A 26,177-nucleotide genomic window follows, 5' to 3' on the forward strand; every position below is an offset into this window, starting at 1 on the left:
CAAGCAACACGTCATACCGCGATTCATTCCACAACTGTACGAACATTACAATATGGCACATAGTAAACGATGTCATGAAAGTAGCTGACACTGGAATGACACCCTTTTGGATGGAAACCAGTGTCACGCACTGGCATGACACCCATTTGTTCCTATAGTTGTCTTTTCTCGTCTACCTTATTTTGCCACTCTGCTGAACAGATACAATTTACAACCACCCCCCTACCCTTTTTAGTTGTTCAGCAAATATAGAGAGGTTAAAGGGAGTGGTATTACTTAAACAACTAAATAAAAAACCAGGTAGATCATTCTGAAATTCTTGCATTTTTGTCCATAATTTTGTTAAATAACTTCCCTTTTGGTCATATCGAACCAAATTTCTTTTTCACACCACCTTTTAAGCCACTTTCGTTAGTTTTTGTCATAATGCGATCAAACACTCCCAATAACCTCTTTAATAGGTTTGGAGTTAGCGAAGAGATAAGATCAACAGATACGTTATTGTTTTTGTCATCACCACTTGCTTTATAGTCTATTGAAACGATTCCCCTACTTTTCCCACCAGTAAGAAGTTTTCCAATTATAGGAATTTTTAACAAAGATTTATTAATTGAATATGCTGGTATTACTTGTCCTGCAACCTGGAATTTATAATTTCTAATATCGAGCTTACCACCAGTGCTAATACCTAACTCCGCCCCTTCAAGCCAAGATTCTTCAATTTCAATAGTGCCATCTTTGTATGAAAAAGGTGCATTACATTTGTAAAAGTATACACCTTCATTTTTTATGGCATTTACAATGCCAGGCAATGAAGACATCGACAATAAAGTAGTAAGTAGTGGAGCATCTTTGATGTAGAAATTGCTAATGGATAACGTACCATAATGTTCTCCACTTTCTCTCTGAGGAGAGAGATAAAAAGACAATTTGCCGTTTTTAATTGATTTACTAATGCCTAAGGAACGCAAAAGCATACCTGAATTATCCGCATATATTTCGAGCCCTATTCCACTGTATTCTGCTAGTATGTTGCTGCTATCTTCCAGAAACTGCCCTGTAAATTGACTTCCATTGCAATTACCTTTAGTACAGGTTACATTCAGCTTAGCATTTTTGATAACGATGCCTTCTTTCATAATTACATTGTCAACATTCATACTAATCTCTATATCTTTATTTAATCCATTACTGTTTTTGCCAAGCAAGCCTAAAATATCACTTAAGTTAATTTCCTCACCATAAATAGTTATGGCATTTTTCTCCTTACCTGATTCAATTTCTATACTAAAATCATTATCAGGCAATTTAAAGCTACTAGAATTTAAATATAAATTTCCATTTTCTACTCTTCCGCTGAATTTTATATCTAGGTCATTTCCTACAATGTCTAATTTATCTACTAACAATTCACCTGCTCCTTTTAACCTTGTAGAAAACAAAATTTTATTGTGATCTTCAAAGCGATTTTTCCACCCTAAGTAGCTTGAATGTGATTCAAATTCTGATAAATCTATATCACCATTAACATACCACGTCTTATCTTGATTTATCACTGACTCTAAATTTGCACTGACATAGCCACTATCAAAATTAAATATTTGAGCGGGTAAATCTCCGGTCAAATTCCAGGCGAAACTTTCATTCCTATTGCTACTTTTCAGGTCAAATAATAGCTGTGTGTTATTCACCATACCACTACCATTTAAATCTATAAAGTCACTGCCAAAACTAAGCTTAATATCATATTTACCAAGACTTGCATTATAGACGGCCAAATTGTCAATTTCAGAATGAAAATTTGCTGAGAAGTCTACTTTTTTGTCATCAGCATTTAGATTAAAAATGCGAAAATTAAATACGGATTTTGCCATTCCACTTACTTTATCCCTTTCAACCTTCACCACATCATCCAGCTTAAATCTTATAGGCTCATATAAACCATACGCATCACTTACAGCTTTGCCATTAATGGTTAGAACTGAATCTTCCTTATTTAGAGATTTCATTTCAATATCACCACCATTAACAGTGAAATTCTGAAACTTAGCGCTATTTACAGTAATTTCAAGATCGTTATTCTTGATGATCAAATCACCCTTTAATTCCTTTACTTGCTCAAAATCTTCATCAAATTTTACGCTACCGTTTTCTATATCAGCAACAATTACAATGTCTGACAGATCGTCATCAACCAAATTGTTAATTTTGCCATTGAAACTTACAATGGTATTTAAAATATCCCCATCAATATTATCACAATACCAGCTTTTAAATTTACTATTTACTACACTATCTGGTATATAAGTACATAAATCCTTTGCAGCAAACTTACTAATATTAATTCTAAGCAAAGCATGACTTGTACCAAAGTTCATTTTGCCTATTAAAGAGAGATACGTGTCATTTAACTTAAAATGGAAGTTTTTTACACTAATAATTCCACTACTATATGTTAAATTTATATTTACATTAGTTAAGGCCAAATTTTTGTTCAAATAATTTTCTGTATTTAATACGTATATATTTCCATCTACAATTTCATCCTTTTTATTAATTTTCACTGAGAAGCTTCCTTTGAATCCTATATTTTTGTCCAAATTGTAGCTTTTAACTAATGTAGAAAACTTGCTCAATAGTCCCAATTTTAGATCATAAAATGTCCCGTACACATTTAGCAAATTGTTGCGATTTTTTATCGTAATTGATAAATCATCCAAAAATCCCTTTCCATCTTTTGTATTCACATGAATATCTAAAACATTAAAATCTTCCCCCTTCCCTATATATAATTTATCAATAAAAAATTCATCTTCTGTGCTTTTATCAATAGCGATGTTAGTAAATTCAATTTTTGAATCCGCATTTAAGTCAAAAAAAAATTCCCTTATTGTTTTTAATAGATTTTTTGCACTACTTTCTGTCATCTTGAAATTCTTCCCTGTCATCCCAGTATCTTTTTTTCCTGTCATCCCAGCACTCGTCCTTGTCATCCAAGTAGCTTGACTACTTGTTTCTTTTTTTCTAGATTCCAGCGTCACGCGCTGGAATGACACCGAAGGAAGGCGGTTACTACTTAAATAATGATTATCCAAAAGGTCTAATGAGTTTTGCGGATTAACATTAGTTTCTTCTCTCTTGATACATACATGCACATTATCAGCTGAAACCTGAGAGAGATTTGTGCTAGCTTTAAATAAGGAACTTAACTTAAAATGTACAAAAAGCTCAGGAACTTTTATAGTAAAATTAGGGTTTGCTATTGCCAAATCCGTAATGACTAAATACGGATCTTTGCCATCTTTCTGCCAAACAACTGAGGTATTCTCCATATTAACGCTTGAGCCAACAAATATTTTTGATATTTTATGTTTAACATAAAAATCAATATAATTAATATTGATTTCTAAAGGCTTAAAAAAAATAAAGAAGCACAATATGAATAATAAAGCTACGGAAAATAATATAGTAATTTTTTTAAGCATCGATTATTGCTTTTCTTGCTAAACTATCAGCCTCCTCATTATACTTATCGCCACTGTGTGCTTTAACCCACTTCCAATCAATTTCGTGTTGTGAAGCAACGTTGTCTAGCTCTTTCCACAATTCCATATTTTTTACTGATTTTTTATTACTTGTTTTCCAGCCATTCATTTTCCACTTATTTATCCATTCTGTTATGCCATGCTTAACATAAAGACTATCCGTATATAAATTAATATTACAAGAAAATTTCAATACTTTCAGCCCATTGATCACCGCTGTTAACTCCATTTTATTGTTTGTGGTATTTTCTTCTCTACCATAAATGTCTTTTCTGTAATCTTGAAATAATATGATAGCTGCCCATCCTCCCGCTCCAGGATTACCAGAACACGCCCCATCCGTATATATTGTCACTTCTTTTTTACTCATCTTTGTTTATATCGGTTAACAAAGTATATAGTTGCTTTTATGAAAGCACAATTTCTAAAGGTAGTTTAAGCTGCACCTTTAAATTTTATTATAGAAACAAAAAAAAGTGTGACAACGAGCATTACCAAAAGGAAAAGTAAAAAATAGTTTTTATGCTTCTGCCGTTCTTTCATAACTAAAATAAATCAATAGAACAAAAAATAATACTGGCGAATAGGGAAAATAGATAAGAAATTGAATAAGAAAACATTTTTTTCTGTGAGCTGTGATTCTTGAACTTCATAACAGATACAGCGTACCAAATAAAAACGCAACCTTCAAAGGTTGCCATGCTTAGATAAAGTAAAGCCTTTTTCAAAAATAGAGCCGGAAGCAAGCTAGTTAGCACCAGCAAAACACTATAAATTAATATATATTTTCTTGTTTTTTCCGGACCATAAACAATATTGAACATTGGAATTGATGCCTTTGCATAGTCTTCAGACTTATTTAAAGATAGGGCCCAAAAGTGTGGTGGAGTCCACATAAAAATTACTAAAAATAAAATGAAACTTTCCCAACTTACAGAATTAGTCACAACTGCCCAGCCAATCATTGGAGGGAAAGCACCTGCTGCACCACCGATAACGATATTCTGCGGAGTACGCCTTTTTAGCCAAATTGTATATATGAAAACGTAAAATAATATGCTAACAGCAAGCAAAGCAGCAGAAATATAGTTTACTGCTATTGCCATGATAAATACTGACAATATTCCAAGAGTTATACCAAATTCAAGCGCACTTTCTGCAGAAACTCTACCTGAGGGTATAGGGCGGTTTTTTGTCCTTTCCATGAGCAGATCTATGTCTCTGTCATACCACATATTTATAGCACCTGCAGATCCTGAGCCAAGAGCAACACATATAAGAGATATTAGTGCTAGAAAAGGGTGCATACTACCTGGTGCAGTAACCATACCAGCAACTGCAGTAAATACCACAAGATACATTATCCTTGGCTTCAGCAAACGCCAAAAATCCAGTATTGTTGATTCAACATTTAGCAAAACACTTGTGTACATTCTATTTTACCACTGGTGGTTTTTCGAAAGTATGAAAAGGCGGTGGTGAAGATACCGTCCATTCCAAGGTGTCACCTCCCCAAGGATTATCTCCAGCTTTCTTGCCCCATTTAAAAAGATGTATAACTATAAACACAAAAAACATAACTGAAACAAAGGACATATACGAACCAATTGAGGATATATAATTCCAAGGGATAAACGCATCAGGATAATCAGGTATACGCCTTGGCATACCAGCTAATCCTAAGAAATGTTGAGGTAAAAAAGTGATATTGGTGCTAATAAAAGTAAGCCAAAAGTGGATTTGACCTAAGCGCTCATTATATTGTTTACCCGACATTTTACCAATCCAATAATAAAAGCCAGCAAAAGCTCCAAATAATGCAGCAAGTGACATGACATAATGGAAGTGAGCAACAACATAATAGGTGTCGTGCAGGAGCTTATCTATTCCACCATGAGAAAGAATTATTCCCGTTATGCCACCGCCAACAAACATAAAAATAAAACCTAGTGCAAATAGCATAGGGGTTTTAAACTCAATTGCTCCGCCCCACATAGTTGCAATCCAGCTAAAGACTTTTACACCAGTTATAACACCGATAAAAATTGTGGTAGTGCTAAAAAATGCAGCAGCGTCAGCACTAAGCCCAACAGTGAACATATGATGAGCCCAAACCATAAAGCCAAATACTGCTATACCTATCATTGCATAAACCATCCCTATGTAACCAAATACAGGTCTGTGAGAAAAAGTTGATACAACCTGACTTATGATGCCAAATGCAGGAAAAATAATTACGTAAACTTCTGGATGACCAAAAAACCAAAATAAATGTTGAAATAACACAGGGTCACCACCACCGGCAGGATCAAAAAAGGAAGTACCAACATTGCGATCAGTAAGAAGCATAGTTATAGCACCGGCAAGCACCGGTAAGGCAACAATCAACATAAATGCTGTTAGCAAGACAGACCAAACAAATAGTGGCATCTTAGTCAACGACATGCCTTTCGCACGCATGTTAAATATAGTAACTATAAAGTTGATCGCCCCAACAATTGACGACATACCAGCAACATGAAGTGCAAGTATAGCAATGTCAACTCCTGCACTTGGATGGGACATTACCTGTGATAAAGGTGGATATAAAGTCCAACCTGTACCTGGACCTTCACCAATAAACACTGAGAGAATGAGCAAAATAAAAGATGACACTAATAACCAAAAACTTAAATTATTCATACGAGGAAATGCCATATCTGGTGCGCCAATCATGAGAGGTACAAACCAGTTACCAAATCCTCCCATGAGGGCTGGCATTATCATAAAAAACACCATTATCAACGCATGCCCTGTAACCATTACGTTATATAATTGATAGTTATTGTTAAGTATATTAATGTGCATTAGCTGAGTGCGAATAATCACCGATAATAATCCACCAATAATTCCAGCTAATATGGAAAAAATAATGTACAGTGTCCCTATGTCTTTATGATTAGTGGAAAACAACCAACGCTTTATGCCCCTTGGTACGTCACTCATATCTATACTCCAAATTTAACTCACTAATTTTCTATTTTCAATCCACTTATTAAAATCTTCTTTGCTTACTGCTTCAACAACAATTGGCATAAATCCATGGCCTTGACCACACAATTCATAGCACTGCCCGTAATAAACACCAGACTTTTTGATATTAAACCACGCCTCATTCAGCCTACCTGGTATCGCATCAATTTTTACACCAAAAGCCGGTACTCCCCAGCTGTGTATCACATCTCCTGCTGTAACTTGTAAACGAACATTAGTATTAATGGGTAAAACGATGTTGTTATCAACAGAGAATAGCTTTAAATCTCCTTCGATAAAGTCTTCTTTTCCCTTAATATAACTATCAAATGACACACCTTGATATTCTGGATATTGGTAACTCCAATACCATTGATGGCCAATAACTTTCAGTGTTATATCAGCTTTCGGTATTTCTTCCTGTAGCTTCAGTAATTTAGCGTTTTCAAAGGCTAATATTCCAACAATGATAGTTGGTATAACAAACCAAATAATTTCTAAAGGAACACTATGGGTAGTTTTACTTATGTTTGTTACTTTGCTTTTACGAAAGCGAAACGCTATATAAGCAAGCAGCGCCCACACAAAAAGCATTATTGTAACCATCACAAGCATCACAAACGAATGTGACCTAACTACAGCCTCCATTACTTCAGTTGCAGGAGCAGGAAATCCAAATTGCCAGGAAGTAGGAGCAGAGGCAACAGATATATTTGAGTAAAATATTATCAATAGTGCAAATAACTTCACCATATCTTTTGTTTGTTTGCTATAAAACTAAGTGATATACTGTATAATAGTATATATAAACTTACTATGCAAATAGAGATTAGTGATGGTTAATAATTTTTTAGCATTCAACAAGTATAATAGTACAATACTAATTGAGGAAAAAAGCATTTACATAAATCTATTGTAAGTAAAAATATTATAATATTTTAAATTAAGTATTTAATTTAAGTAAATTCTATAATAAGTTTAATAGTGTCTGTTACTGCTAATAACCCTCTAGCCTCACACCTAAAAGCAGTAACAGACACTATTAAACTTTATGACAAGTTTATAATCTGTAAGATCAAAGTCTTACAAGTTTCTTTATTTCATTATACATTGCAGTTTGTTAATTAACTTTTAATGCCTATGGTGGCATTTACAGCTTGGACCAAAGGTTTATGTATTATAGAAAATAATTATAAAAAAAACACACTATTTGTATACCATACAAACTTTTTTTATTCTGCATAGCTGAGTTACTAGATTCTGTAAACGAAATCTTTAGAGAAGCCAAATGGGCAAAGTTTCATGAAGGTCTTTGGCATCTCTTAGCATAGATCCCTTACTTAACCATCATACCGCGATTCATTCGCAGTATCTCAAAGCATAGATCCCGCTAACACGTAGCGGGATGACGATTGTCAGGCTAGCTGTCATCCCAGTGTCAAGCACTGGGATGACAAGGTATAAACCTTATCGTCATGCCGCCACAAACCTTCATACCGCGATTCATTCGCGGTATCTCTAGATCCCGCTAACAAGTAGCGGGATGACGATTGTCGTTTAGCCATAAACATTAAGAAATTTACCAAATAAAAAAAAAGGCAAAAGAAGCCCTGGGGTTATTATCCGCTTTAAAATATTGGCGTTTTTTATGTTTTAAACGCTTGACAAGCGAAATTCAGCTGCTTTTAATTGCAACTAACCTACGCTGCAAATGTTTAAGAAATTTACTAAGCAGAAAAAAAGACAAAGAATCCCCGAGTTAGCTAGTCTTTTACTATCTCTGTCGAGTATTGGCATTTTTTGATGTCTTGTAACGCTTTATAAGCGCGTTTCGGCTTATATAGGTAAAAACCCAGAAATTTTTAAAGACATGCGATGCACGTAGTGCGAAAAATTAAACATGAGACGCCAAATACCCTAAGTTTGACTCGCGACATAATGTTGAACATTTTTTTTGCATTTCCAGAGCAAGTTCTTGAAACCTAAACATTATATGTACATCATCATGATCAATTCTAATGCATCTAACTAATGCTATGATGACCTTACCCAGAAAAAGTGGAGAGAAAGTTTGGAATGTTTTTTACAAAAAGAATGATGCATCAAATTGTTCTGGAATGCAATAGTTAATAGTGACGTTGTTTGTTATAAAAGATTTCTATATATTCAAATATAGCAGTTTTGATATGCTGTTTAGAGTGCCGAGAGGTGTCTATTGGTAACTCCCTTTTTAGAGAACTGAAGAAGCTTTCCACAACAGAATTGTCGTAACAACAACCTTTATAACTCATCTATGTTTTTTATGGATAAGAGATATTGATAACCTTGCGAAGTATATTGTGAACCTTGATCACTATGTAATAGTAGATTTTTGGCAGGTTTACGCTTGTTAACGGCCATTAATAAAGAGTCCATAACCAATTGTTTATTTATTGAACTGCTCATTAACTACCATGCGTGAATATAGATCGATTATTGTTGCCAAATATAGCCATCCTTCTTTGGTTTTTATATAAGTAATCCCATACTTTATTTGGTTGATCGACAATAAAGTTTTGGTCTAATATATTGGGAGCTACTGTCCGTTTGTTGTTTCTTAATTTTAAATTTTCTTCTCAATATAGCCTGAATACCATTTTTCTGCATAATACTTTGCACTGTTTTTAAGTTGCAACTTTTACCCAAAGCCTTTAATTCAGCATGAATTTTAGGAGCTCCATATCTACATTTAGAAGCTTGATATATTTTTTGAATATCTGCTAATAACTCTTTATTTGCTGATTCTCTACTGCTTATTTTCCTTGTAGTCCACTTATAGTAGCCACTAGCAGAAAACCCTACATAATTCCTGCACTTTATAGTGTTTACTATGCTCTTTTATGAAAAAATATTTTACTCTTTTTGACTGGCCAGGGCTTTTTTTAAAATGTCTCTTTCTCTTGTTACTTTTGCTAACTCTTTCTGTAAATCAAATCTCTCTTTGTCATAAGGTGCTACATCTGGAAATGCATTTGCCGCTGACTTTTTTTCGTTATATTTCTTCATCCATTTTCCTAATACACTATCCCTTATTCCTAGATCTCTTGCTACTTTTGCAACTGGTTGACCTACCTTTCTTTGTTCATTTGCCAGCTTAACAGCTTCCAATTTGAATTCTGCCGTATATTCTCTTGCCATTTCTAATCCTCCAAAATTTTATTTTACCCAAAAAAACTCCTTTCTTTCTCTCCACTTTTTCTGGGTAAGGTCAATTCGGAACTCTATTTCTTTTTTACGATCTTTACTTTTATTCTTATTGTTCATATAATATACCCTTCACTAATAATAAATTATTTTTAAATGTTTACTGTTATTTTCTTAGCAGTATTGGCATAAAGCCATAGCTTTTGGGTGAAGTCAAATCAAATTTTCAATTTTTTTTTGTTTATTTTTTTATGAAAAGGTAGAAGATATTAATAGCTGCTAATTTCTTTAAACGATGTTGTCGTAGATTCGTATTTTTATACACCAAAAAGGGTATCTTTGATGTCTCCTACAGCTCCAAACTCATAGCATCCATTTGCCAGCCTTTTAAGGCGCTTTATAGAAGGGTTAATAAAAGATGTACAAAAGGAGGTCTAAGGTGCGTAGTAGCATTCTAAAGCCATCTATGGGAGACATTTTTTTCATCAACGCATTCAAAACTTAAAAAAATAAAAAACTTGAACATTTCTTCAGAATTGTGTATAATTATTAATGCTTTTTAAGGTTCTTTCTTATGACTTTTTCTAAGTTTCTTGATCCCAAAAATGATGTATCGTTTAAGCGTATCTTCGGTACTGAAAAAAATAGAGATATCCTTATTCACTTCCTCAATGATATTCTTGGCTTTACTGGTAAAAATGAAATAAAGGATATAGAGTTTTTAAGTACTATTCAAGACCCCGATATCGCCGCTAAAAAGCAAAGTATTGTTGATGTTCTCTGTAGAGATTCTACAGGTGCTCAATACATTTGCGAAATGCAGGTCGCTAAAACTAAAGGCTTTGAAAAACGTGCCCAATACTATGCTGCTAAAGCTTACTCAAGGCAAGCTGATAAAGGTGACCAGTATCATAACCTTAAGGAAATTATCTTCATTGCTATAGCAGATTGTGTACTGTTTCCTAATAAATCTGAGTACAAATCAAAGCATACTATTCGAGATGAAGACACTAATGAGCATGATCTAAAAGATTTCTATTTTATATTTATTGAGTTGCCAAAATTTCCAAAGAATAAGGAAGATCAGTTGGAAAATATAGTTGAAAAATGGGTTTATTTTTTTCGATATGCAGATGAGACTAGTGAAGAAGAGCTGGAAAAAATAATAGGTAGTGATGTAATAATTAAAAAGGCCTATGAAGAGCTAAATAGATTCAACTGGTCAGAAAAAGAATTTATTGCCTATGAACAGGAAATAAAACGTATTCTTGATGAACAGGCTGTCCTCGCTCAAAAACTTGATGATGCTACTGAAAAAGGTAGAGAAGAAGGTAAAGAAGAAGGCATCCAAATCGGACATGAAAAAGGCAGAAAAGCAGAGAAAATCGAAGTGGCAAAGAACTCACTTAAGGCCGGTGTCTCTATTGATGTTATCGCTCAAATTACCGGCCTTTCGATAGATGAAATTCAAAAATTAAGGAATTAATACTTTACCTTGACCTCTAGCTTGAGTTAAATGACATTGAACAGAAGTATTATTTAGATAACTTTTAGGCTCCAAGCTTATTTGTTGTTCTTTTACGTCACTCACTTCTAATCTGCTTAACATTTGTTGCATTAATTGATTTATTACTGGGTCTATTCTTCTATTAAATTCAGCCATAAACTTATCAAACTTTTTCGGACTTAATCTACCGGGATCTCCGGGTTCTCTACCAGGCAATGCTTCCTCTGCGTATGATTTTAAAATCCCTGAAATTTCATTAAATTCACCACTCCTAATTTTTTCATTAATCTTCTCAAATAATTTCTCAAAATTAATATCTAAGCGGTGCATTTTTATACCACCTTTCGATTCAGCTTGCTTCTCTAATACTTCCTTGAACGACTTTATAATATCCGATGTGTAAAAAAGAGCCTTTACAGGATTAACATCAGAAAACTTAGGAAGAGGACACTTTTTATCTAGAAAAGCTTGTAACAAGAAAAACATCAAGCTAGCATTATTACTCGCACAAACTTCACGACTAAATTGGCTAGTATATTGGATATTTGGGTTTCTTACTGTATCAGAATGATTGGAGCTACTTCCTGCTGTACCAGAACGGCTAGAGCTATTTTCTGAAAATGAAGGCAACGCAGCCCTTAAAGGGGAAGAGATAAACTGAAAAACACCTTTAACAGCATCTATCCATGAAGACGGCTTACTTGCTCCGCTTGTAGCTCCTATTTTGTTATAGCCTATTTCGTCACTTTGCGATGAATTGTCTGATGCATTATCATAAGATAGATCACACTTAGCTTCTTTTGTAATACTATATTGTACATCACGCTTCTTGCGAGTAGATCCACAATCCTCAATTTTCCATTGACATGGACTATCTTTGCCCCTGGCCTCCAAGTAAATACTCTCCTTCTATCCCTATCATGGCTAAGATAATCACTAGCAGGATATAAATACTCATTAAAATAAGTGCTTTTTATATATATGTTGTTACCTTCAGGTTCAAATTTCCATTGACATGAACTATCTTTGCCCCCTGGCCTCCAAGTAAATACTCTCCTTCTATCCCTATCATGGCTAAGATAATCACTAGCAGGATATAAATACTCATTACTATAGTAAACACTTTTAATACATACCTCCGATGAAAATACTGCATTCTTTACTGACTCTGGTAATTCTCCTTTTATCCTTTCAAGCTCAGATTTTTTTTCCGAATGAACATTATGGTAATTACTCATCTCCATAATTCTTTTTACATAACGGGCTAACCTAAACTCCGCATTTTCTACACCTTTAACTTCAATACTAGCTCCAATATTGAGAAGATTTGTAACTTCACTAACATTCCCACTTTCTACAGCAGCAAATAAAAGTCTATCATACTCACTTTGCTTTGGTCCTAAAAAGTTTACTACTTCTGACTGACGAGAGGTATTTGCTACATCTAAAGGTTTTCCACCATCCTTATTTTTAGCTCCAATGTTAGCCCCCTTATCTATAAGAAATCTAATTATCTCTAAATGACCTCCTTCAGCAGCCCTATGCAAAGATGTGTAACCATCACTATCTCTAGCTTCAATATTAGCCCCTTTCTCAAGAAGTTCTCTAACGTCACTAAGGCGTCCTGCTCCTGCAGCACTAACTAATAAATCATCATTGTTTAAAGTCATTTGTCCCTCCACATTTATAAAAACTTACCTAACTTAACTAAGCAATCACACTATAACAAGCCACTCTTACCCTGAGCTTTTTTCTTTCCTCAAGCAACACAGAAAGGACCATCTTCCCTCAAACAAGAATTCTGGAATGCCCTCACATAACATAGCCCGCTCACAAAAGTAAAATTACCTTAGCCATCACACACTTACATACCATAAAAAATTAGTAATCTAATGTATTTCAGGAATAGTACTCCACTTTTAAAACTTGTCAACCCCTAATTTAAAATTTTTTTGAAATAATTTTTGATGAAAATTTTTAATGAATTACTATTAATTTAATATTAAATATTACTAAGAACCTAAATAATACAACCACTTTCAGCAATAAAAACCAGCTAGCATGAGAAGATTTTTTTGGAAATCGATTGGTCTTGCAAATGTGCTTAAAATCTTCGTTTCAAGCCCTGGATGTAAATTTATTTGCCTTTTTTTGACTATTTGGGGTTCCTTCTCTATCTCTTGGTGTTAAAAGTTCAAATGAATCTGCACTTGTACGTAAAGCCTTTGCATTTCTCCCATTTTTTCTATTATTTTCTTCACTTTCAGCCAATAAGTGGTTTTCTATTTCACCTTTTTATATCAATTTATTACTTTCTTTTTGATTTGACACACTTTTTTGAACATCTCTATTGTGGAACAAACTTTCTCTTGGTTCTCCAATTTAGACACATGAGCAAAGATTGTGAGCTTTCTCCTCTTACTTCAAAAACCAATATCTTCTTTAATATGATTACTTCTATGTACTTACTAAATTAGGCTACTTAAATTCCTTAGGCAGGTTATAAACGGATACCTTTGCTGAGCTTTCAAAGCTCTTTATAGAGGTAGGTGATTCTAATGTTCCAGGTACGTCATCATAATCAGATAGTTGCGTAGAAATTGAATTCGTCCTAATACCCTGAGATGTACCTTCTTGAAAATGAAGTAATTTATTTTCCAACTTATCTCTTGCTTCTCTAAAACTGTCCAATTTTTTTTGCAAGCTAACACTTTCTTCTTTATACTTTGAAAGTGTTAAATCGATAAAATGATTACACAACACTATTAGACCTGTAGCACTAGAAAATAACAACAAGAGAGGATGAATGGTAACACCTGGCATATCTCCACTTCTTGCATCATGAAAATTTTTATACATATTAAGACAAGAGCCAAAAGCTGCAGAGCATACAAAAGCAAGTTTTGTTCTGCACAGGAAATACTCGACTTGCGCTAATTTTTCATTGCAATGTGCTAATTCTTTACGCAAATCATCAATTTTATCACTATAGTACCTAATAAACAATTGTTTTGTTTCTTCATTATTAACATATTTCCATGCTCTATAAGATCTTCCATCTATGAGCTCAACGTCTACATGCTCTGATTTTAGAAGCGCACTAATTGCGTTACTACTTCTAGAACGCACAGCTTCATGTAGAGGTGTGTAATCGCTTTTAACATCTTTCCTTCTGTTAATATTTTCATAAGTTAAATACTTGAAAAGAGCCGAAATACATTCTGGGTCATTACCTTCAATAGCCAGAGTAATTGCATCTTTTCCGTCTTTATCCTTAGAATTAATAACTTTAGAAAGCGGCTTTTCATTTTCTTGCTTACCTTCAAAATACTTGCACTCATACACCTTATTCGAACGATATGGCTCCTTAAGAATACACAAAAGTTCTTTTACAAGATCAACCTGATTTTCTTTAATAACCACATGCAAAAGTGTGTTTTGATTTTCCTCATCTTGTAACAGTAAAACATCATACAAATAAGCATTTTCATGTAGATATAGCATTTCTCATAATAGTCCGAACAGGTCATAGGAAGGCAGAATCAACAGCACGACGAAAGGATTCGAATAGAGGAATGTTTTTCCTGGCTCTGTTTTTTATAGCAAACCAATGATGCTCAATTTTGTTGAAATCTGGAGAATAAGGCGGCAGATACAAAATTTCTGCACCAACCCCTTTAGCAAGCTCGATAATCTTATCAGACTTATGAAAAGTAGCATTGTCAAGAATGACAGTCTGTCCAGGTTCCAAGATCGGTGTCAAAAATTGCTCAAACCATCCATTAAAAACATCCATATTACAGTGGCCTTCAAAGGTTAACGGAACAACTATCTTTCTTCCACTTAAGGCTGCAACCATACTGATTCGTTGAGTTTTCTTTCCAGATTTTAAGGCATAAAACCGCTGTCCTTTCTGGCAATATCCGTAGGGGTAGTCTTCGGTGTTATCAATGCCAGACTCATCTATATACACTAAGTTTTTAGGTTCTTTTGTCGCTATAATTTTCAAAAATTCAGCACGTTTTTCTTCGTTTCTTTCCTTGTATCCATATGTCTTTTTTTGCGCGTAAATCCAATTTTTTTAAGGGCTCGATAGATCGTTTGGATACTAACGTTGTTCCAAAGTTTAGCCATTTCCGATAGAGTCTTTCCTCCGTGTTCTCTGGCAAATTTGGCAAAGGTATCCCAGTCGGTAATTTTGTGATTGTAACCCCCATTTCCAAGTTTTTTTGATTGAAAGTCTCCTGTTTCTTTTCTTCTTTGCTGCCACTCCCATAAAGTAGTTCTTCCAATCTTAAATCTTGCTGCCACTGTTTCTCTGCTTTCTCCTTCGTCTAGCGCTTCCATTGCTTTTTTTCTTAAATCATAACTATATGCTGCTGGCATTCAACCTCCTTATCATCATCTACCCTTATCCTATCACATCCGGACTTTTATGGAAAGAGCTATAATTAGAGCAAAAAAACGTGGTATTGATATTAGGGTTATCCTAGATGAATCACAGGTCAGCTCAAAATACCATACGCGTCAAGTTAAGGAAATAAAGGTATGAAAGAGATAGAATAATAAGGTATAAGTTCTCCCAGATATACTTTTAGTGAGAGAACCAATGAATAAAATAACTTGCTTATCAAAAAAGCTCAAAGAATTTTTTAATGAAAAAGCAGAGAAAATCTCAATTACAACAAGGTTTATAAAAAGAAAGAGAAAGCTAAAAGGTTCATCATTCGTAAAAGCCATGGTCTTGGGTAATATAGGAGTTGATAATTGTAGCGTAGAAACAATGTGTCAATTACTAAACGAGGACTCGATAGATATAACAAAACAAGGTTTGGATTTTAGATTTACTGAAGAAGCAGTGGAATTTATGAAAAGGATGTATAATGAATCTGTGATTCTCTTTAAAAATATCTTGCAAGTTGATTGCAAAATCTTACAGCAATTTAATAGTGTTAAATTATTGGACAGTAGCTATATTACTCTACCTAACAGTATGGAAGAGATGTATAAAGGTTATGGTACTAGCTACAGTGGCTATGAAAGCAATACTAAGTCTGGAATAAAGTTACAATTAGTTTTCGACTACATGAATCAGATAATAGACCAACTTAATTTAACGGAGGGGGTAAGATCAGACCAGGGATATAGGAAACATTTAAGTAATATATTAAGCAATGATTTGCTAATATCTGATCTCGGTTATTTTGTGCCAAGTTCTTTTAAACAAATCAATGAAATAGGAGCTTATTTCATAAGTCGTTATAAATCCGATACCAACATATATGATGTAGAAACAAATCAAAAAATGGAGTTATTAGAATGTTTAGAGGATAAGTTATTTTTAGAAAACGAGGTATTGTTAGGAAAAGAAGCAAAAATTAGAGTAAGAATTATATGTCAGAAACTAACTGAAGAACAGTCTATGGCCAGAAGAAGGAAAGCTAATAGATTAGCAAGATCGCAGGGATATACATCCTCTAAAAGAAATCAAAAATTGTTGAACTGGTCAATATTTATAACTAATGTTCCAGAAAATAAAATTAGTGCTGAGCAAGTATTAACGATTTACAGAGTAAGGTGGCAAATTGAGTTATTATTTAAATTGTATAAAAGCCATATCAGGCTTGATAAGCTAAAAGGAAAGCCATGCAGAGTATTATGTGAACTATATGCTAAATTGTGCGCAATTCTTATATTTCACGGCATAGTTGGTTGCACAGAAGTGAAAAAGAATACAGAACTTAGCTTAACAAAGGCATTTATTGAGCTAAAAAGGCGGGTTAGAGAGTTATTTTTAGTATTAACCAAAATTAATAGTTTAAAAGCATTTCTTAAAAAACTCACTATAACTTGGTCGCGATTTTCATTAAAAGACAAACGTAGAAGGGCTAGAGTATCCACTTTAACCTCTCTAAATTTGCTCACAATCTCTTAACTTGACGCGTATGGAGGGTATGGTTAGCTTTCTTATAAGCCAAGGTGCTAAAGTTGAGGCCATGGATGAAAAAGCTAGAACACCTTTACATTATGCTGCTAGGGAAGGTCATTTAGATGTAGCTAAACTTCTTCTTGAATGTGATGCTATAATTGATGCTAAGGACTGTTATGATCGGGATCCTTTATATTATGCTGATTCGTATAAAAAATTAGATGTAGTTAGACTGCTTGAAGGTAGGAATGGTGTGAACACTTGTAACCCTCTTACTAATTTTTTAAGTGCATGTATCCATTCCCCTATTGCTCGTTACTTCGGAAGTGTTTGCGTGGAAGGAGCGCCAATTTTATACAGAAGGCAACGTGCCTCTGCAATTGATCACAATGCTTTGGAAGGTAGTTTACGACTCTTCAGTATCTGTAAAGGAGGAAGAGAAGGTATAGATAAAACACGTTTCAATAAAGAGATTAGTTATAGCTCTTTCCATAAAAGTCCGGATGTGATAGGATAAGGGTAGATGATGATAAGGAGGTTGAATGCCAGCAGCATATAGTTATGATTTAAGAAAAAAAGCAATGGAAGCGCTAGACGAAGGAGAAAGCAGAGAAACAGTGGCAGCAAGATTTAAGATTGGAAGAACTACTTTATGGGAGTGGCAGCAAAGAAGAAAAGAAACAGGAGACTTTCAATCAAAAAAACTTGGAAATGGGGGTTACAATCACAAAATTACCGACTGGGATACCTTTGCCAAATTTGCCAGAGAACACGGAGGAAAGACTCTATCGGAAATGGCTAAACTTTGGAACAACGTTAGTATCCAAACGATCTATCGAGCCCTTAAAAAAATTGGATTTACGCGCAAAAAAAGACATATGGATACAAGGAAAGAAACGAAGAAAAACGTGCTGAATTTTTGAAAATTATAGCGACAAAAGAACCTAAAAACTTAGTGTATATAGATGAGTCTGGCATTGATAACACCGAAGACTACCCCTACGGATATTGCCAGAAAGGACAGCGGTTTTATGCCTTAAAATCTGGAAAGAAAACTCAACGAATCAGTATGGTTGCAGCCTTAAGTGGAAGAAAGATAGTTGTTCCGTTAACCTTTGAAGGCCACTGTAATATGGATGTTTTTAATGGATGGTTTGAGCAATTTTTGACACCGATCTTGGAACCTGGACAGACTGTCATTCTTGACAATGCTACTTTTCATAAGTCTGATAAGATTATCGAGCTTGCTAAAGGGGTTGGTGCAGAAATTTTGTATCTGCCGCCTTATTCTCCAGATTTCAACAAAATTGAGCATCATTGGTTTGCTATAAAAAACAGAGCCAGGAAAAACATTCCTCTATTCGAATCCTTTCGTCGTGCTGTTGATTCTGCCTTCCTATGACCTGTTCGGACTATTATGAGAAATGCTATAAAGATTGTGCAATAGGCTTTGAAGTAAATTGATATGCCTGAATTAATATGGATTTTTGAGCTTGATCTATAGCATTGGTTATTTGTTCGGCACAATTTTCCCTAGGTGTAAAACAGACTGTAGTTTTTGGACAGGTAACACAACCTGATAAAAGTGAGCAAGTTAACAGAATTAATAAATATCTAATCATGAAAAAATACATCCTTTCAGTTGACGGAGGAGGCATAAGGGGCATAATACCAGCCATTATTCTAGCAGAAATAGAAAAGAGAGCAAGAAAACCGATAGCTGAAATCTTTGATCTTATGGCAGGGACCTCAACCGGTGGAATTGTTGTAGCTGGATTATGTAAAAAAGATAAACCTCAATATTCAGCCAATGATTTAGTTGAGTTTTACCAAGAATACGGGTCATATATTTTTAAATCTTCATTTTTGAGAAGATCAATATTTTCTTGGTTTAATTGTGCACAATATTCACATAAAAATATTGAATTTGTACTGGATAAATATTTTGGTGATGATACTCTACAAAACACTTTAAGTAATGTACTGCTTACCAGTTATGATATTCATAACAACCATCCTTTCTTTTTTAAGAGCTGGAAAGAAGATAGAAATTTTATCAAATTGAAAGATGCATTACGAGCTACAACTTCTGCACCTACTTACTTTGCACCTAAATATCTTAAAATCAACCACAAGGAAATGGTATTAGTGGATGGCGGGGTATTTGCCAATAATCCAGCGGCTTGTGCATATGCAAGTGGTAAGAGGTTATTTCCAAATGATGATATTCTACTGTTATCGATAGGTACTGGAAGAACAGATAGAAGCATAGAGTATGCCAATTCAAAGAGATTTGGAAAATAGGCTGGATAAAACCACTATTACATGTGATGTTTGCCTCAAGTTTAGATTCAGTAAATTACCAACTTGATCAAGTTATAGGTGATAAATATATACGCATACAATCGCAATTAAAAATAGCATCACCTGACATGGATAATATTACATCAAAAAATATCAAATCTCTTCAGCAAGAGGCAAGTAAAATGATAGAGGACAATCAAAAAGTGATAGAGAAATTCTGCATAGAAGTGTTAAATATATAACTATCTTTACTTATATCTTAATGTAATATTTCTCAGTACCGTCTTTAACACAATTCAATTTTCACACTCATCAGCAGTTAGGCCACTTGCTCGCAAAATAACATCAGTAGAAACACCTGCCTTTGCTAGATTTTTCGCAACTTTGATTTTTTCTATTTTTTTAACCTTTTCTTTACTATCCTTCATACTCCTAGATAAAAATTTTACTAATCCATTCACTAATTCCTGCTCTTCAGTTTTTCTTAGTAAAGTGAGTAGTTCACTATCTTCATTTGTTTTAGGTAGCAGAACTTTAATATTCACTGATAATTGTTCTGCTATTTGATATAATTTGTCAAATGATATGGCAGTGTATCCTATTTCATACTCGTGTATTTCCTTGAGCGTTAAATCAACTTTATTCGCCAAATCTTTTTGAGTATATCTCCTTATCAACCTCCATTCTCTTATTCTTTGCCCTATTCTGTAGTATATAGAATCAGTGCAGACTTCTTTCTCTGTATTATCATACTCGTAAATAGATAAGCCGGTTGCTTGGGAAATTATGTCAACTGAAACCCCTTCTTTCACTAGATTTTTTGCTATTTCCAACCTTGCCTCTTCTTGATTAATTTTTTCGCTAATATGAACAAACCTGACTAATGAAGGTACTATTTTGCCTAACTTTTGATTCTCGTATATTTTCGTTAGATAGAGTATTTCCTCGTCTTCATAGCTGTCTTCCCTTACTATTACTGGTTCAGGTAATAAATCTACAACGTCAACTGATAATACTCTTGCTATTATATATAGTACTTCAATTGGAATAGGAATATACCCATCTTCATAGCTGTTTACTTCTTGGTATGTTAAACCTATTTGACTTGCTAATCCTATTTGAGTATGCCCTCGCATTAACCTACAATTTTCTATTCTTTGCCCTATTCCGTAACTAACATTGCTTGCAGAAACAAACATTTATCCTCCATTTAAGAAAAAAACTTTATTGCTATAATTTTTTTACGAGCTATCCATCTAAAACCATATCAATAGATAAACCTACCGCTTGCAAAATAGTATCAATAGAAATTCCCCCTTTTACTAGATCCTTTGCAACTTTAATCCTTTCTATCTCTCTCACTTTCTCCTCACAAATACGTATCCCTTCAAACAAAGATTTTATTAGTGCATGACGTAGTTCTTGGCTCTCAATTTCTTTGTATTCTTTAATCAAATTCGGTAGCTCATTTTCCACTGTACTACCTTCATCTTTCTCTATTAGTAGATCTGTAATATTAATCGATAACGCTTCTGCCATTTCATATAATTTATCAAGTGGAACAGCAGTCCTTCCTTGTTCATAGTTGCTTATTTCGTCACGTGTTGTATTCATTTTCTCTGCTAAATCCTTTTGAGTATACTCTCTCACGAGCCTCCATTCTTTTATCTTTTTTCCTATTTGGCAGTATATAGAACCAACTTTTTCTTCAATACATTCATCAGCAGGCAGACCAATTGTTTTTGCAACAATATCAACAGAAACTCCTGCTTTAACCAAACCCTTTGCAATTTTTATTTTTTCTGATTTTTTACTACTTTTTTCACTAACTTTGACAAATTTAGTTAATAAACAAAACATCTTACGTAACTCCTGATCATTAATCTTTTTATATTCTCTTACTAGATTTAATATTTCTCCTTCCTCATTTTTAAAGCCGATTTTCTCCTTTGATGCAGTAATGAGATCGGTAATACTTACTGACAATGCACCTGCTATAGCGTACAACCTTTCGATTGAAATTCTACGATTCCCTTTCTCATATTGCAGTATTACCCAGTATTTTACACCAATTTTCTCAGCTAAATCTTTCTGAGTGTACCCTCGCTCTAACCTCCAATTTTTTACTTTTTGCCCTACTTCATAGTCTAAACTTCTTTCCACAAAAAGAACCTTGCATATAATATTTTCTATTATAGCTCAAAGGCTCCAGATATAATAGCTAGACTCTGGAACCTTTAAATTGATGAATTAAAGTGCCCTACAAGTTTCTTTACTATTTTCACGTACTTTGTCTGCCCATGAAAACAATTTTTCACTTACTTCCTTCTGCTTTTCACTCCATATGCCACATCTAGTGAAACTACCTTTCTCTACTGCTTCTTTAAGTTTTACTCCCCCGAAAAGGCAATTTTTTCCAATTTCTTCCCCTATTTGTTGTAATTCAGCCCACATTTCCTTGTTTTCTACTCTGACTTGTACTTGATCATATTTTTTTACATCGTGGTACAATATAACATTTAGCTTACCAATGCTTGTAGGAAATTCTAACACAACAGAGCTACCATCTGATACATCAACGTAATTTCTTGCACCTCCTTGCTCCCTTCTAACCTCAACTGCATCATTGCCAATTTTTAAAATATTACTTCCTAACTTTCTGTTTGCTTCCAGTATTTTGGCTACCTCTACCTTACTATTCCCAGAAAATTCTATATACGATGTTGTATTATCTATCTCAACATCTATTAATTCTCCTTCTTGCACAGCATTTTCGCCAGCTTCCTCTAGCTCTTCTAGTTGCTTATCTATCTGTGGCTGAACTTCTGGCTGTAGCTCATTATAGATTTCACCTATCAGTTTATTCTGCAGTAGAGTATCATGAAACTCTGCACCACTTAGCATTAATTTACGCATTATCTTTTTTCGATCAGTCTTATCAAATTTATGAAAATGTGTACCCAATACTACATACTCTGCAATGCTCCATTCCCCATCGTTATATGCATTTATTCTTGCTCCAGAGGCTAGTACTTGGTCTATAGTTTTGTGCAATTCATTTACGTTTTTTGCCTCTACCACTTCACTTTTAAACCAGCTCAACTTTTCGCTTTCGCTTATACTTGGCTTTATTTTTTGCAAAGCTGAAGCAAATGGATTTTTATCTTCTTGATCATTTAAAGGTTTTGTACCATATATGTAGTCGAGCCCTTTTCCGTAGTTGATTTGAACGTCTCTATCAGGGGAGGGCACTTCTCCAAGCTTTTTAGCCTTATTAATTTTGCTCACAAAGGTAGGCTGCTGGCTAGTACGACCAATACCTCTAATAGAATTTGATATTTCACCCTTCGATAATCTATCAAGATCAATGTTTAACTCGTAAGTACCTCCTTCTTGATCATCAAAAGGTACAATTATTTTCTTACCCATATTATCCTCACTATTAAAAATACTTTTTAAGTATATAAACCTTAGTTTATATATTCTATTACTCATTATAAATTATAGTGAGTAGATTTGCAAATACTTTCTACTATAACAATCCGTTTTCTCTAAAGCTAAAATAACCACCACTTGTGATGATAATGTGATCAAATAATCTAACGCTTACAGTACTACACGCTGCTGCTAAGCCCTTTGTTACTGCTTGATCTTCTTCTGACGGCTCTAAGCTTCCTCCAGGATGGTTATGTGACATTATTATTAATGTTGCATTTTTTATTAATGCTTTTTTTATAATCTCCTTTATGTATACCGGTGCTTTTTCCATTTCACCAATATAGGATTCTTCTCCGATTAATTGGCGCCTTTTATTCAAGTACAGTATTTTTACACATTCCCTTTCTGAGTGTCCTATACTTACGTTCAAATATTCTACTAGCCCTTGTAAGTCCATTATTGGCTCACTCTTGAGCTTTTCTCTCAGTACCCTTTCTAGCGTTTCCTTAACACACATAATCATTGCTACTGCAGAATCAGTTACTCCTTCTATCACTTTCAGGTCATCCATTTCTCTACCTAAAATCCTTCCTACTCCCGTATAAGTGTTCACCAGATTTTTAGCAATTTCTTGAGCTTGTGACCTTTCATGTACTGCACTTAGAAATGTTTCCATTATTTCACGATCAAGTAGTGCTTTGCCTTTGCTTTCTAATATTCTGAATTCTATTTCTTCTTTACTTTTATTTATATAATTTACCCTTCACTAACAACAAACTTTTTTTAGATATTTACTGCTGTCTTTTTATCAGCATTGGCATAAAGCCATAGCTTTCGAGTGAAGTCAAATCAATTTTTCAATCTTTTTTGCTTATTTTTTCATTAAGAAGTGAATATATTAATATATGATGATTTTTTTATTTTAAACTTGTTGAATTTCGTCTAAAGAGATTCCTACAGTTTGCAAAATAATGTTGATTGGAATTACTCCTTTCACTAAATCTTTTGCAATTTTCATCTTTTCTGCTCTTTTCACTTTCTCTTCGCAAATTTGTATGCTTTCAAACAGAGATTTTATTAGCGCATAGCGTAATTCTTGACTCCCAATTTTTTTGTATTCTTTTATTAAATCAGGTAGCTCATCTTCTACTATCTCATCAACTATGTTTTTTAAAAAATTTTTTATTGTGTAATTTTGCAACTTGATCCAATCATGTAGGTAATAAAAATCCATTCGTCATAGGAATAGAATTTTATGTCAAACAGCTATTGCCTGCTTAAGCCAATGAATATGTGAATAAGTACTTTAAGTTTGTGTGGACGTACTTATTCACATATTCATTGTCAGTTGCTACTGTGTGAAGCAATTGCTGCTTTAAGTCTTGCATTAGCAATTACTATAATTTTACGCATAAGAGCTGTTATAGCCACCATCTTCTTCTTACCACTTTCAACAAGCTTAGAATAAAAGGCACCAAGTACAGATTTTGACTTTGTAACAGCTATGGCTGATATGAAGAGCTTTGAACGAACATTACTTCTACCGCCCATAATCCTTCGGTAACCAACAGCTTTACCACTTTCCTTAGGATGAGGTGCTACTCCGGCAAGACTTGCTACTTCTTTTCTACTTAAGTAGCCAAGCTCTGGCATTAAACACAAAAAATCTTGTGATAACTTTTTGCCTATTCCAGGAACTGTTTTAAGGATTTTTTGACGTTGTTGTAGCTCATGGCTTTCATCAATAATTTTTTGTATAGTGTCATTGAGTTCGTTTATTTGATTATTGAAAAATTCAATGGTCTTCTGGCAACTTTCCTTTATATGGTCATTTTCAGGAGCTTCCAGTCTACACTTTTCCTGAGTTCTCATTTGCGTAATGTCATCACGACGTTGACACAGTGCAGCTAGAGTTGATTGTTCTTTTGAAGTAGGTACAAATAGAGAGAGAGTTTTATGGCGTTCACATCCGTATTGAGCAAGAGCCATCGCATCTGATTTATCAGACTTTGCTAAAGTTCCGTGAGACAAGATAAAACTTTTTACTTTTCGAGTATTTGCTTGATGTACTGCAATATTCTTGCCAACAAGAAAATGTGATAAACCAAGCTCATATTTGCCTGTATTTTCTAAAGTTACCAAAGAATTAGGTAAGATATCTGAAAACTTTTTAAACAACAGTTGCCAACCATCAGCATTATTGTCGAACTTGATAATGTTATTTTGGTTGTAAACTGCAGCAACATTTTTAAATTTTCCGATGTCAATGCCAATAAAATTTTGATAAGATGTAACCATAATAAACCTCGATAGTTTTAGTTAATTTAAGATTGTAAACGGGCGTATATATATTTCCCAAACAACTATTCAAACGTATCGAGAGATAGGGCTAGTGTACCTTGATACAAACGGTTGTAATACCAATTGGTTTTCGGTCGCACACGCCCGTGATAACTCTATTCCTATAGTGAGTAGAGTTATCTTCCCTCTTACTTCATTTATATCATGTTTTTAACTTACAATCTTCCTCTATGAGCAGATCTGTAATGCTAATTGATAATGTTTCTGCTATTGCATATAATTTTTCCAGTGGAATGGCCACACGTCCTTGCTCATAGTTGCTTATTTCGTCACGTGTTGTATCCATTTTCTCAGCCAAATCCTTTTGAGTATACTCTCTTCCATTCTTTTATCTTCTTTCCTATTTGGCAGTAAATAGAACCTCCTTTTTCTTCAACACATTCATCAGCAGAGAGACCAATTGTTTTTGCAACAATATCAACAGAAACTCCTCCTTTAACCAGACCCTTTGCAATTTTTATTTTCTCTGCTTTTTTACTACTTTTCTCACTAATTTGAACAAACTTGGTTAGTAAACAAAATATCTTACGTAACTCTTGATCATTAATCTTTTTATATTCTCTTACTAGATTTAGTATTTCTTCTCCCTCATCTTCAAGACAGATTTTTTCATTTGATACAGGAATTAGGTCTACAATACCAATCGACAATATCTCTGCTATAGCATACAACTTTTCAATCGAAATTTTACGTGTTCCTTTTTCATATTGTAGTACTACTTGATACGTTACACTGACTTTCTTCGCTAAATCTTTTTGAGTATATCCTCGCTTTAACCTCCAGTTCCTTACTTTTTGTGCTATCTGATACCTTATTGAGATGTTTGCCATAAATATTATACATGTTAATACTACCAAACAAAGATATACAAAAACTTCTATGTTTGCATTTTAGTTGA

General features: G+C 34.0%; 18 protein-coding genes and 5 pseudogenes. 5 read left to right on the forward strand and 18 right to left on the reverse strand.

The window, feature by feature from the left end; all coding sequences use genetic code 11:
* Positions 1 to 362: 362 nt before the first annotated feature.
* The 6 genes and pseudogenes from ACQH2Q_RS01920 to ACQH2Q_RS01945 form a co-directional block, all read right to left on the reverse strand.
* Entirely contained in the window at positions 363 to 3,485 is a 3,123-nt protein-coding gene (locus ACQH2Q_RS01920; protein ID WP_425383549.1) for an AsmA-like C-terminal domain-containing protein, read from the reverse strand.
* Positions 3,478 to 3,915, reverse strand: coding sequence for a ribonuclease HI (rnhA, locus tag ACQH2Q_RS01925; RefSeq protein ID WP_151807582.1), 438 nt, complete (start codon positions 3,913 to 3,915; stop codon positions 3,478 to 3,480). The genes ACQH2Q_RS01920 and rnhA overlap by 8 nt, the downstream gene beginning before the upstream one ends.
* Positions 3,916 to 4,090: 175 nt before the next feature.
* On the reverse strand, positions 4,091 to 4,978 hold the full coding sequence (locus ACQH2Q_RS01930) for a heme o synthase (RefSeq protein ID WP_182309217.1): 888 nt from the start codon (positions 4,976 to 4,978) through the stop codon (positions 4,091 to 4,093).
* Between the two features lies 1 nt (position 4,979).
* Positions 4,980 to 6,530 (reverse strand): cytochrome c oxidase subunit I, encoded by a 1,551-nt coding sequence (gene ctaD, locus ACQH2Q_RS01935; RefSeq protein WP_264339143.1) that lies wholly within the window; start codon positions 6,528 to 6,530, stop codon positions 4,980 to 4,982.
* A 15-nt stretch (positions 6,531 to 6,545) separates the two neighbouring features.
* Positions 6,546 to 7,310, reverse strand: a complete 765-nt coding sequence (coxB, locus tag ACQH2Q_RS01940; protein WP_012673173.1) for a cytochrome c oxidase subunit II — start codon at positions 7,308 to 7,310, stop codon at positions 6,546 to 6,548.
* Positions 7,311 to 8,640: 1,330 nt separating this feature from the next.
* Positions 8,641 to 9,734: pseudogene (locus ACQH2Q_RS01945) on the reverse strand (IS3 family transposase).
* A 580-nt stretch (positions 9,735 to 10,314) separates the two neighbouring features.
* Here ACQH2Q_RS01945 and ACQH2Q_RS01950 point away from each other — a divergent pair.
* Positions 10,315 to 11,226, forward strand: coding sequence for an Rpn family recombination-promoting nuclease/putative transposase (locus tag ACQH2Q_RS01950; protein WP_015589128.1), 912 nt, complete (start codon positions 10,315 to 10,317; stop codon positions 11,224 to 11,226).
* On the opposite strand, the gene ACQH2Q_RS01955 is transcribed toward ACQH2Q_RS01950, so the two are convergent.
* The 5 genes and pseudogenes from ACQH2Q_RS01955 to ACQH2Q_RS01975 all read right to left on the reverse strand — a co-directional run bounded on the left by ACQH2Q_RS01955 (position 11,215) and on the right by ACQH2Q_RS01975 (position 15,633).
* A complete protein-coding gene (locus ACQH2Q_RS01955) occupies positions 11,215 to 12,054 on the reverse strand; it encodes a hypothetical protein (RefSeq protein ID WP_265017885.1) in 840 nt (279 codons plus the stop codon). The genes ACQH2Q_RS01950 and ACQH2Q_RS01955 overlap by 12 nt on opposite strands.
* A complete protein-coding gene (locus ACQH2Q_RS01960; protein ID WP_264722791.1) occupies positions 11,982 to 12,917 on the reverse strand; it encodes an ankyrin repeat domain-containing protein in 936 nt (311 codons plus the stop codon). The genes ACQH2Q_RS01955 and ACQH2Q_RS01960 overlap by 73 nt, the downstream gene beginning before the upstream one ends.
* A gap of 405 nt (positions 12,918 to 13,322) precedes the next feature.
* Positions 13,323 to 13,542 (reverse strand): annotated as a pseudogene (locus tag ACQH2Q_RS01965) (transposase); the annotation flags it as partial.
* Positions 13,543 to 13,725: 183 nt separating this feature from the next.
* Positions 13,726 to 14,751, reverse strand: coding sequence for an ankyrin repeat domain-containing protein (locus ACQH2Q_RS01970; RefSeq protein ID WP_425383550.1), 1,026 nt, complete (start codon positions 14,749 to 14,751; stop codon positions 13,726 to 13,728).
* A gap of 22 nt (positions 14,752 to 14,773) precedes the next feature.
* A protein-coding gene (locus tag ACQH2Q_RS01975; RefSeq protein WP_264705388.1) for an IS630 family transposase occupies positions 14,774 to 15,633 on the reverse strand; the annotation gives its coding sequence in 2 pieces (ribosomal slippage) (positions 14,774 to 15,309 and positions 15,309 to 15,633; 861 coding nt in all).
* 223 nt (positions 15,634 to 15,856) lie between these two features.
* On the opposite strand from ACQH2Q_RS01975, the gene ACQH2Q_RS01980 reads away from it, so the two are divergent.
* The 4 genes and pseudogenes from ACQH2Q_RS01980 (at position 15,857) to ACQH2Q_RS01995 (ending at position 19,722) form a co-directional block, all read left to right on the forward strand.
* Complete coding sequence (locus ACQH2Q_RS01980; protein WP_264339118.1) at positions 15,857 to 17,182, forward strand: IS4 family transposase; 1,326 nt, start codon at positions 15,857 to 15,859, stop codon at positions 17,180 to 17,182.
* 19 nt (positions 17,183 to 17,201) lie between these two features.
* Complete coding sequence (locus ACQH2Q_RS01985; protein ID WP_425383551.1) at positions 17,202 to 17,693, forward strand: ankyrin repeat domain-containing protein; 492 nt, start codon at positions 17,202 to 17,204, stop codon at positions 17,691 to 17,693.
* 25 nt (positions 17,694 to 17,718) lie between these two features.
* A protein-coding gene (locus ACQH2Q_RS01990) for an IS630 family transposase (protein ID WP_264705388.1) occupies positions 17,719 to 18,578 on the forward strand; the annotation gives its coding sequence in 2 pieces (ribosomal slippage) (positions 17,719 to 18,043 and positions 18,043 to 18,578; 861 coding nt in all).
* A 218-nt stretch (positions 18,579 to 18,796) separates the two neighbouring features.
* Positions 18,797 to 19,722 (forward strand): annotated as a pseudogene (locus ACQH2Q_RS01995) (patatin-like phospholipase family protein).
* Between the two features lie 54 nt (positions 19,723 to 19,776).
* Here the strand turns inward: ACQH2Q_RS01995 and wmk (ACQH2Q_RS02000) are convergent.
* The 7 genes and pseudogenes from wmk (ACQH2Q_RS02000) to wmk (ACQH2Q_RS02030) form a co-directional block, all read right to left on the reverse strand.
* A complete protein-coding gene (gene wmk, locus ACQH2Q_RS02000; RefSeq protein WP_425383552.1) occupies positions 19,777 to 20,679 on the reverse strand; it encodes a WO male-killing family protein Wmk in 903 nt (300 codons plus the stop codon).
* A gap of 49 nt (positions 20,680 to 20,728) precedes the next feature.
* The gene (wmk, locus tag ACQH2Q_RS02005; protein ID WP_425383449.1) at positions 20,729 to 21,643 is read right to left on the reverse strand and encodes a WO male-killing family protein Wmk; all 915 of its coding nucleotides are present in this window, start codon (positions 21,641 to 21,643) and stop codon (positions 20,729 to 20,731) included.
* An 87-nt stretch (positions 21,644 to 21,730) separates the two neighbouring features.
* Positions 21,731 to 22,909, reverse strand: a complete 1,179-nt coding sequence (locus tag ACQH2Q_RS02010; protein ID WP_425383553.1) for a hypothetical protein — start codon at positions 22,907 to 22,909, stop codon at positions 21,731 to 21,733.
* Positions 22,910 to 23,012: 103 nt separating this feature from the next.
* Positions 23,013 to 23,669 carry a JAB domain-containing protein gene (locus ACQH2Q_RS02015; RefSeq protein ID WP_425383611.1) on the reverse strand — a complete coding sequence of 219 codons (657 nt, stop codon included), beginning with the start codon at positions 23,667 to 23,669 and terminating at the stop codon, positions 23,013 to 23,015.
* A gap of 171 nt (positions 23,670 to 23,840) precedes the next feature.
* Positions 23,841 to 24,068: pseudogene (locus ACQH2Q_RS02020) on the reverse strand (WO male-killing family protein Wmk); the annotation flags it as partial.
* 194 nt (positions 24,069 to 24,262) lie between these two features.
* Positions 24,263 to 25,216 carry an IS110 family transposase gene (locus ACQH2Q_RS02025; protein WP_211908252.1) on the reverse strand — a complete coding sequence of 318 codons (954 nt, stop codon included), beginning with the start codon at positions 25,214 to 25,216 and terminating at the stop codon, positions 24,263 to 24,265.
* Positions 25,217 to 25,427: 211 nt separating this feature from the next.
* Positions 25,428 to 26,109 (reverse strand): annotated as a pseudogene (gene wmk, locus ACQH2Q_RS02030) (WO male-killing family protein Wmk); the annotation flags it as partial.
* Positions 26,110 to 26,177: the final 68 nt, after the last annotated feature.

It is taken from the genome of Wolbachia endosymbiont (group A) of Melieria omissa, from assembly GCF_964031125.1.
In the GTDB taxonomy this organism is placed as follows: Bacteria; Pseudomonadota; Alphaproteobacteria; order Rickettsiales; family Anaplasmataceae; genus Wolbachia; species Wolbachia pipientis.

Coding starts and splice junctions, on each gene's coding strand:
- ACQH2Q_RS01920 (WP_425383549.1), bottom strand. CDS start 3,485: ATGCTTAAAAAAATTACTATATTATTTTCCGTAGCTTTATTATTCATA.
- rnhA (WP_151807582.1), bottom strand. CDS start 3,915: ATGAGTAAAAAAGAAGTGACAATATATACGGATGGGGCGTGTTCTGGT.
- ACQH2Q_RS01930 (WP_182309217.1), bottom strand. CDS start 4,978: ATGTACACAAGTGTTTTGCTAAATGTTGAATCAACAATACTGGATTTT.
- ctaD (WP_264339143.1), bottom strand. CDS start 6,530: ATGAGTGACGTACCAAGGGGCATAAAGCGTTGGTTGTTTTCCACTAAT.
- coxB (WP_012673173.1), bottom strand. CDS start 7,310: ATGGTGAAGTTATTTGCACTATTGATAATATTTTACTCAAATATATCT.
- ACQH2Q_RS01950 (WP_015589128.1), top strand. CDS start 10,315: ATGACTTTTTCTAAGTTTCTTGATCCCAAAAATGATGTATCGTTTAAG.
- ACQH2Q_RS01960 (WP_264722791.1), bottom strand. CDS start 12,917: ATGACTTTAAACAATGATGATTTATTAGTTAGTGCTGCAGGAGCAGGA.
- ACQH2Q_RS01970 (WP_425383550.1), bottom strand. CDS start 14,751: ATGCTATATCTACATGAAAATGCTTATTTGTATGATGTTTTACTGTTA.
- ACQH2Q_RS01980 (WP_264339118.1), top strand. CDS start 15,857: ATGAATAAAATAACTTGCTTATCAAAAAAGCTCAAAGAATTTTTTAAT.
- ACQH2Q_RS01985 (WP_425383551.1), top strand. CDS start 17,202: ATGGTTAGCTTTCTTATAAGCCAAGGTGCTAAAGTTGAGGCCATGGAT.
- wmk (WP_425383552.1), bottom strand. CDS start 20,679: ATGTTTGTTTCTGCAAGCAATGTTAGTTACGGAATAGGGCAAAGAATA.
- ACQH2Q_RS02010 (WP_425383553.1), bottom strand. CDS start 22,909: ATGGGTAAGAAAATAATTGTACCTTTTGATGATCAAGAAGGAGGTACT.
- ACQH2Q_RS02025 (WP_211908252.1), bottom strand. CDS start 25,216: ATGGTTACATCTTATCAAAATTTTATTGGCATTGACATCGGAAAATTT.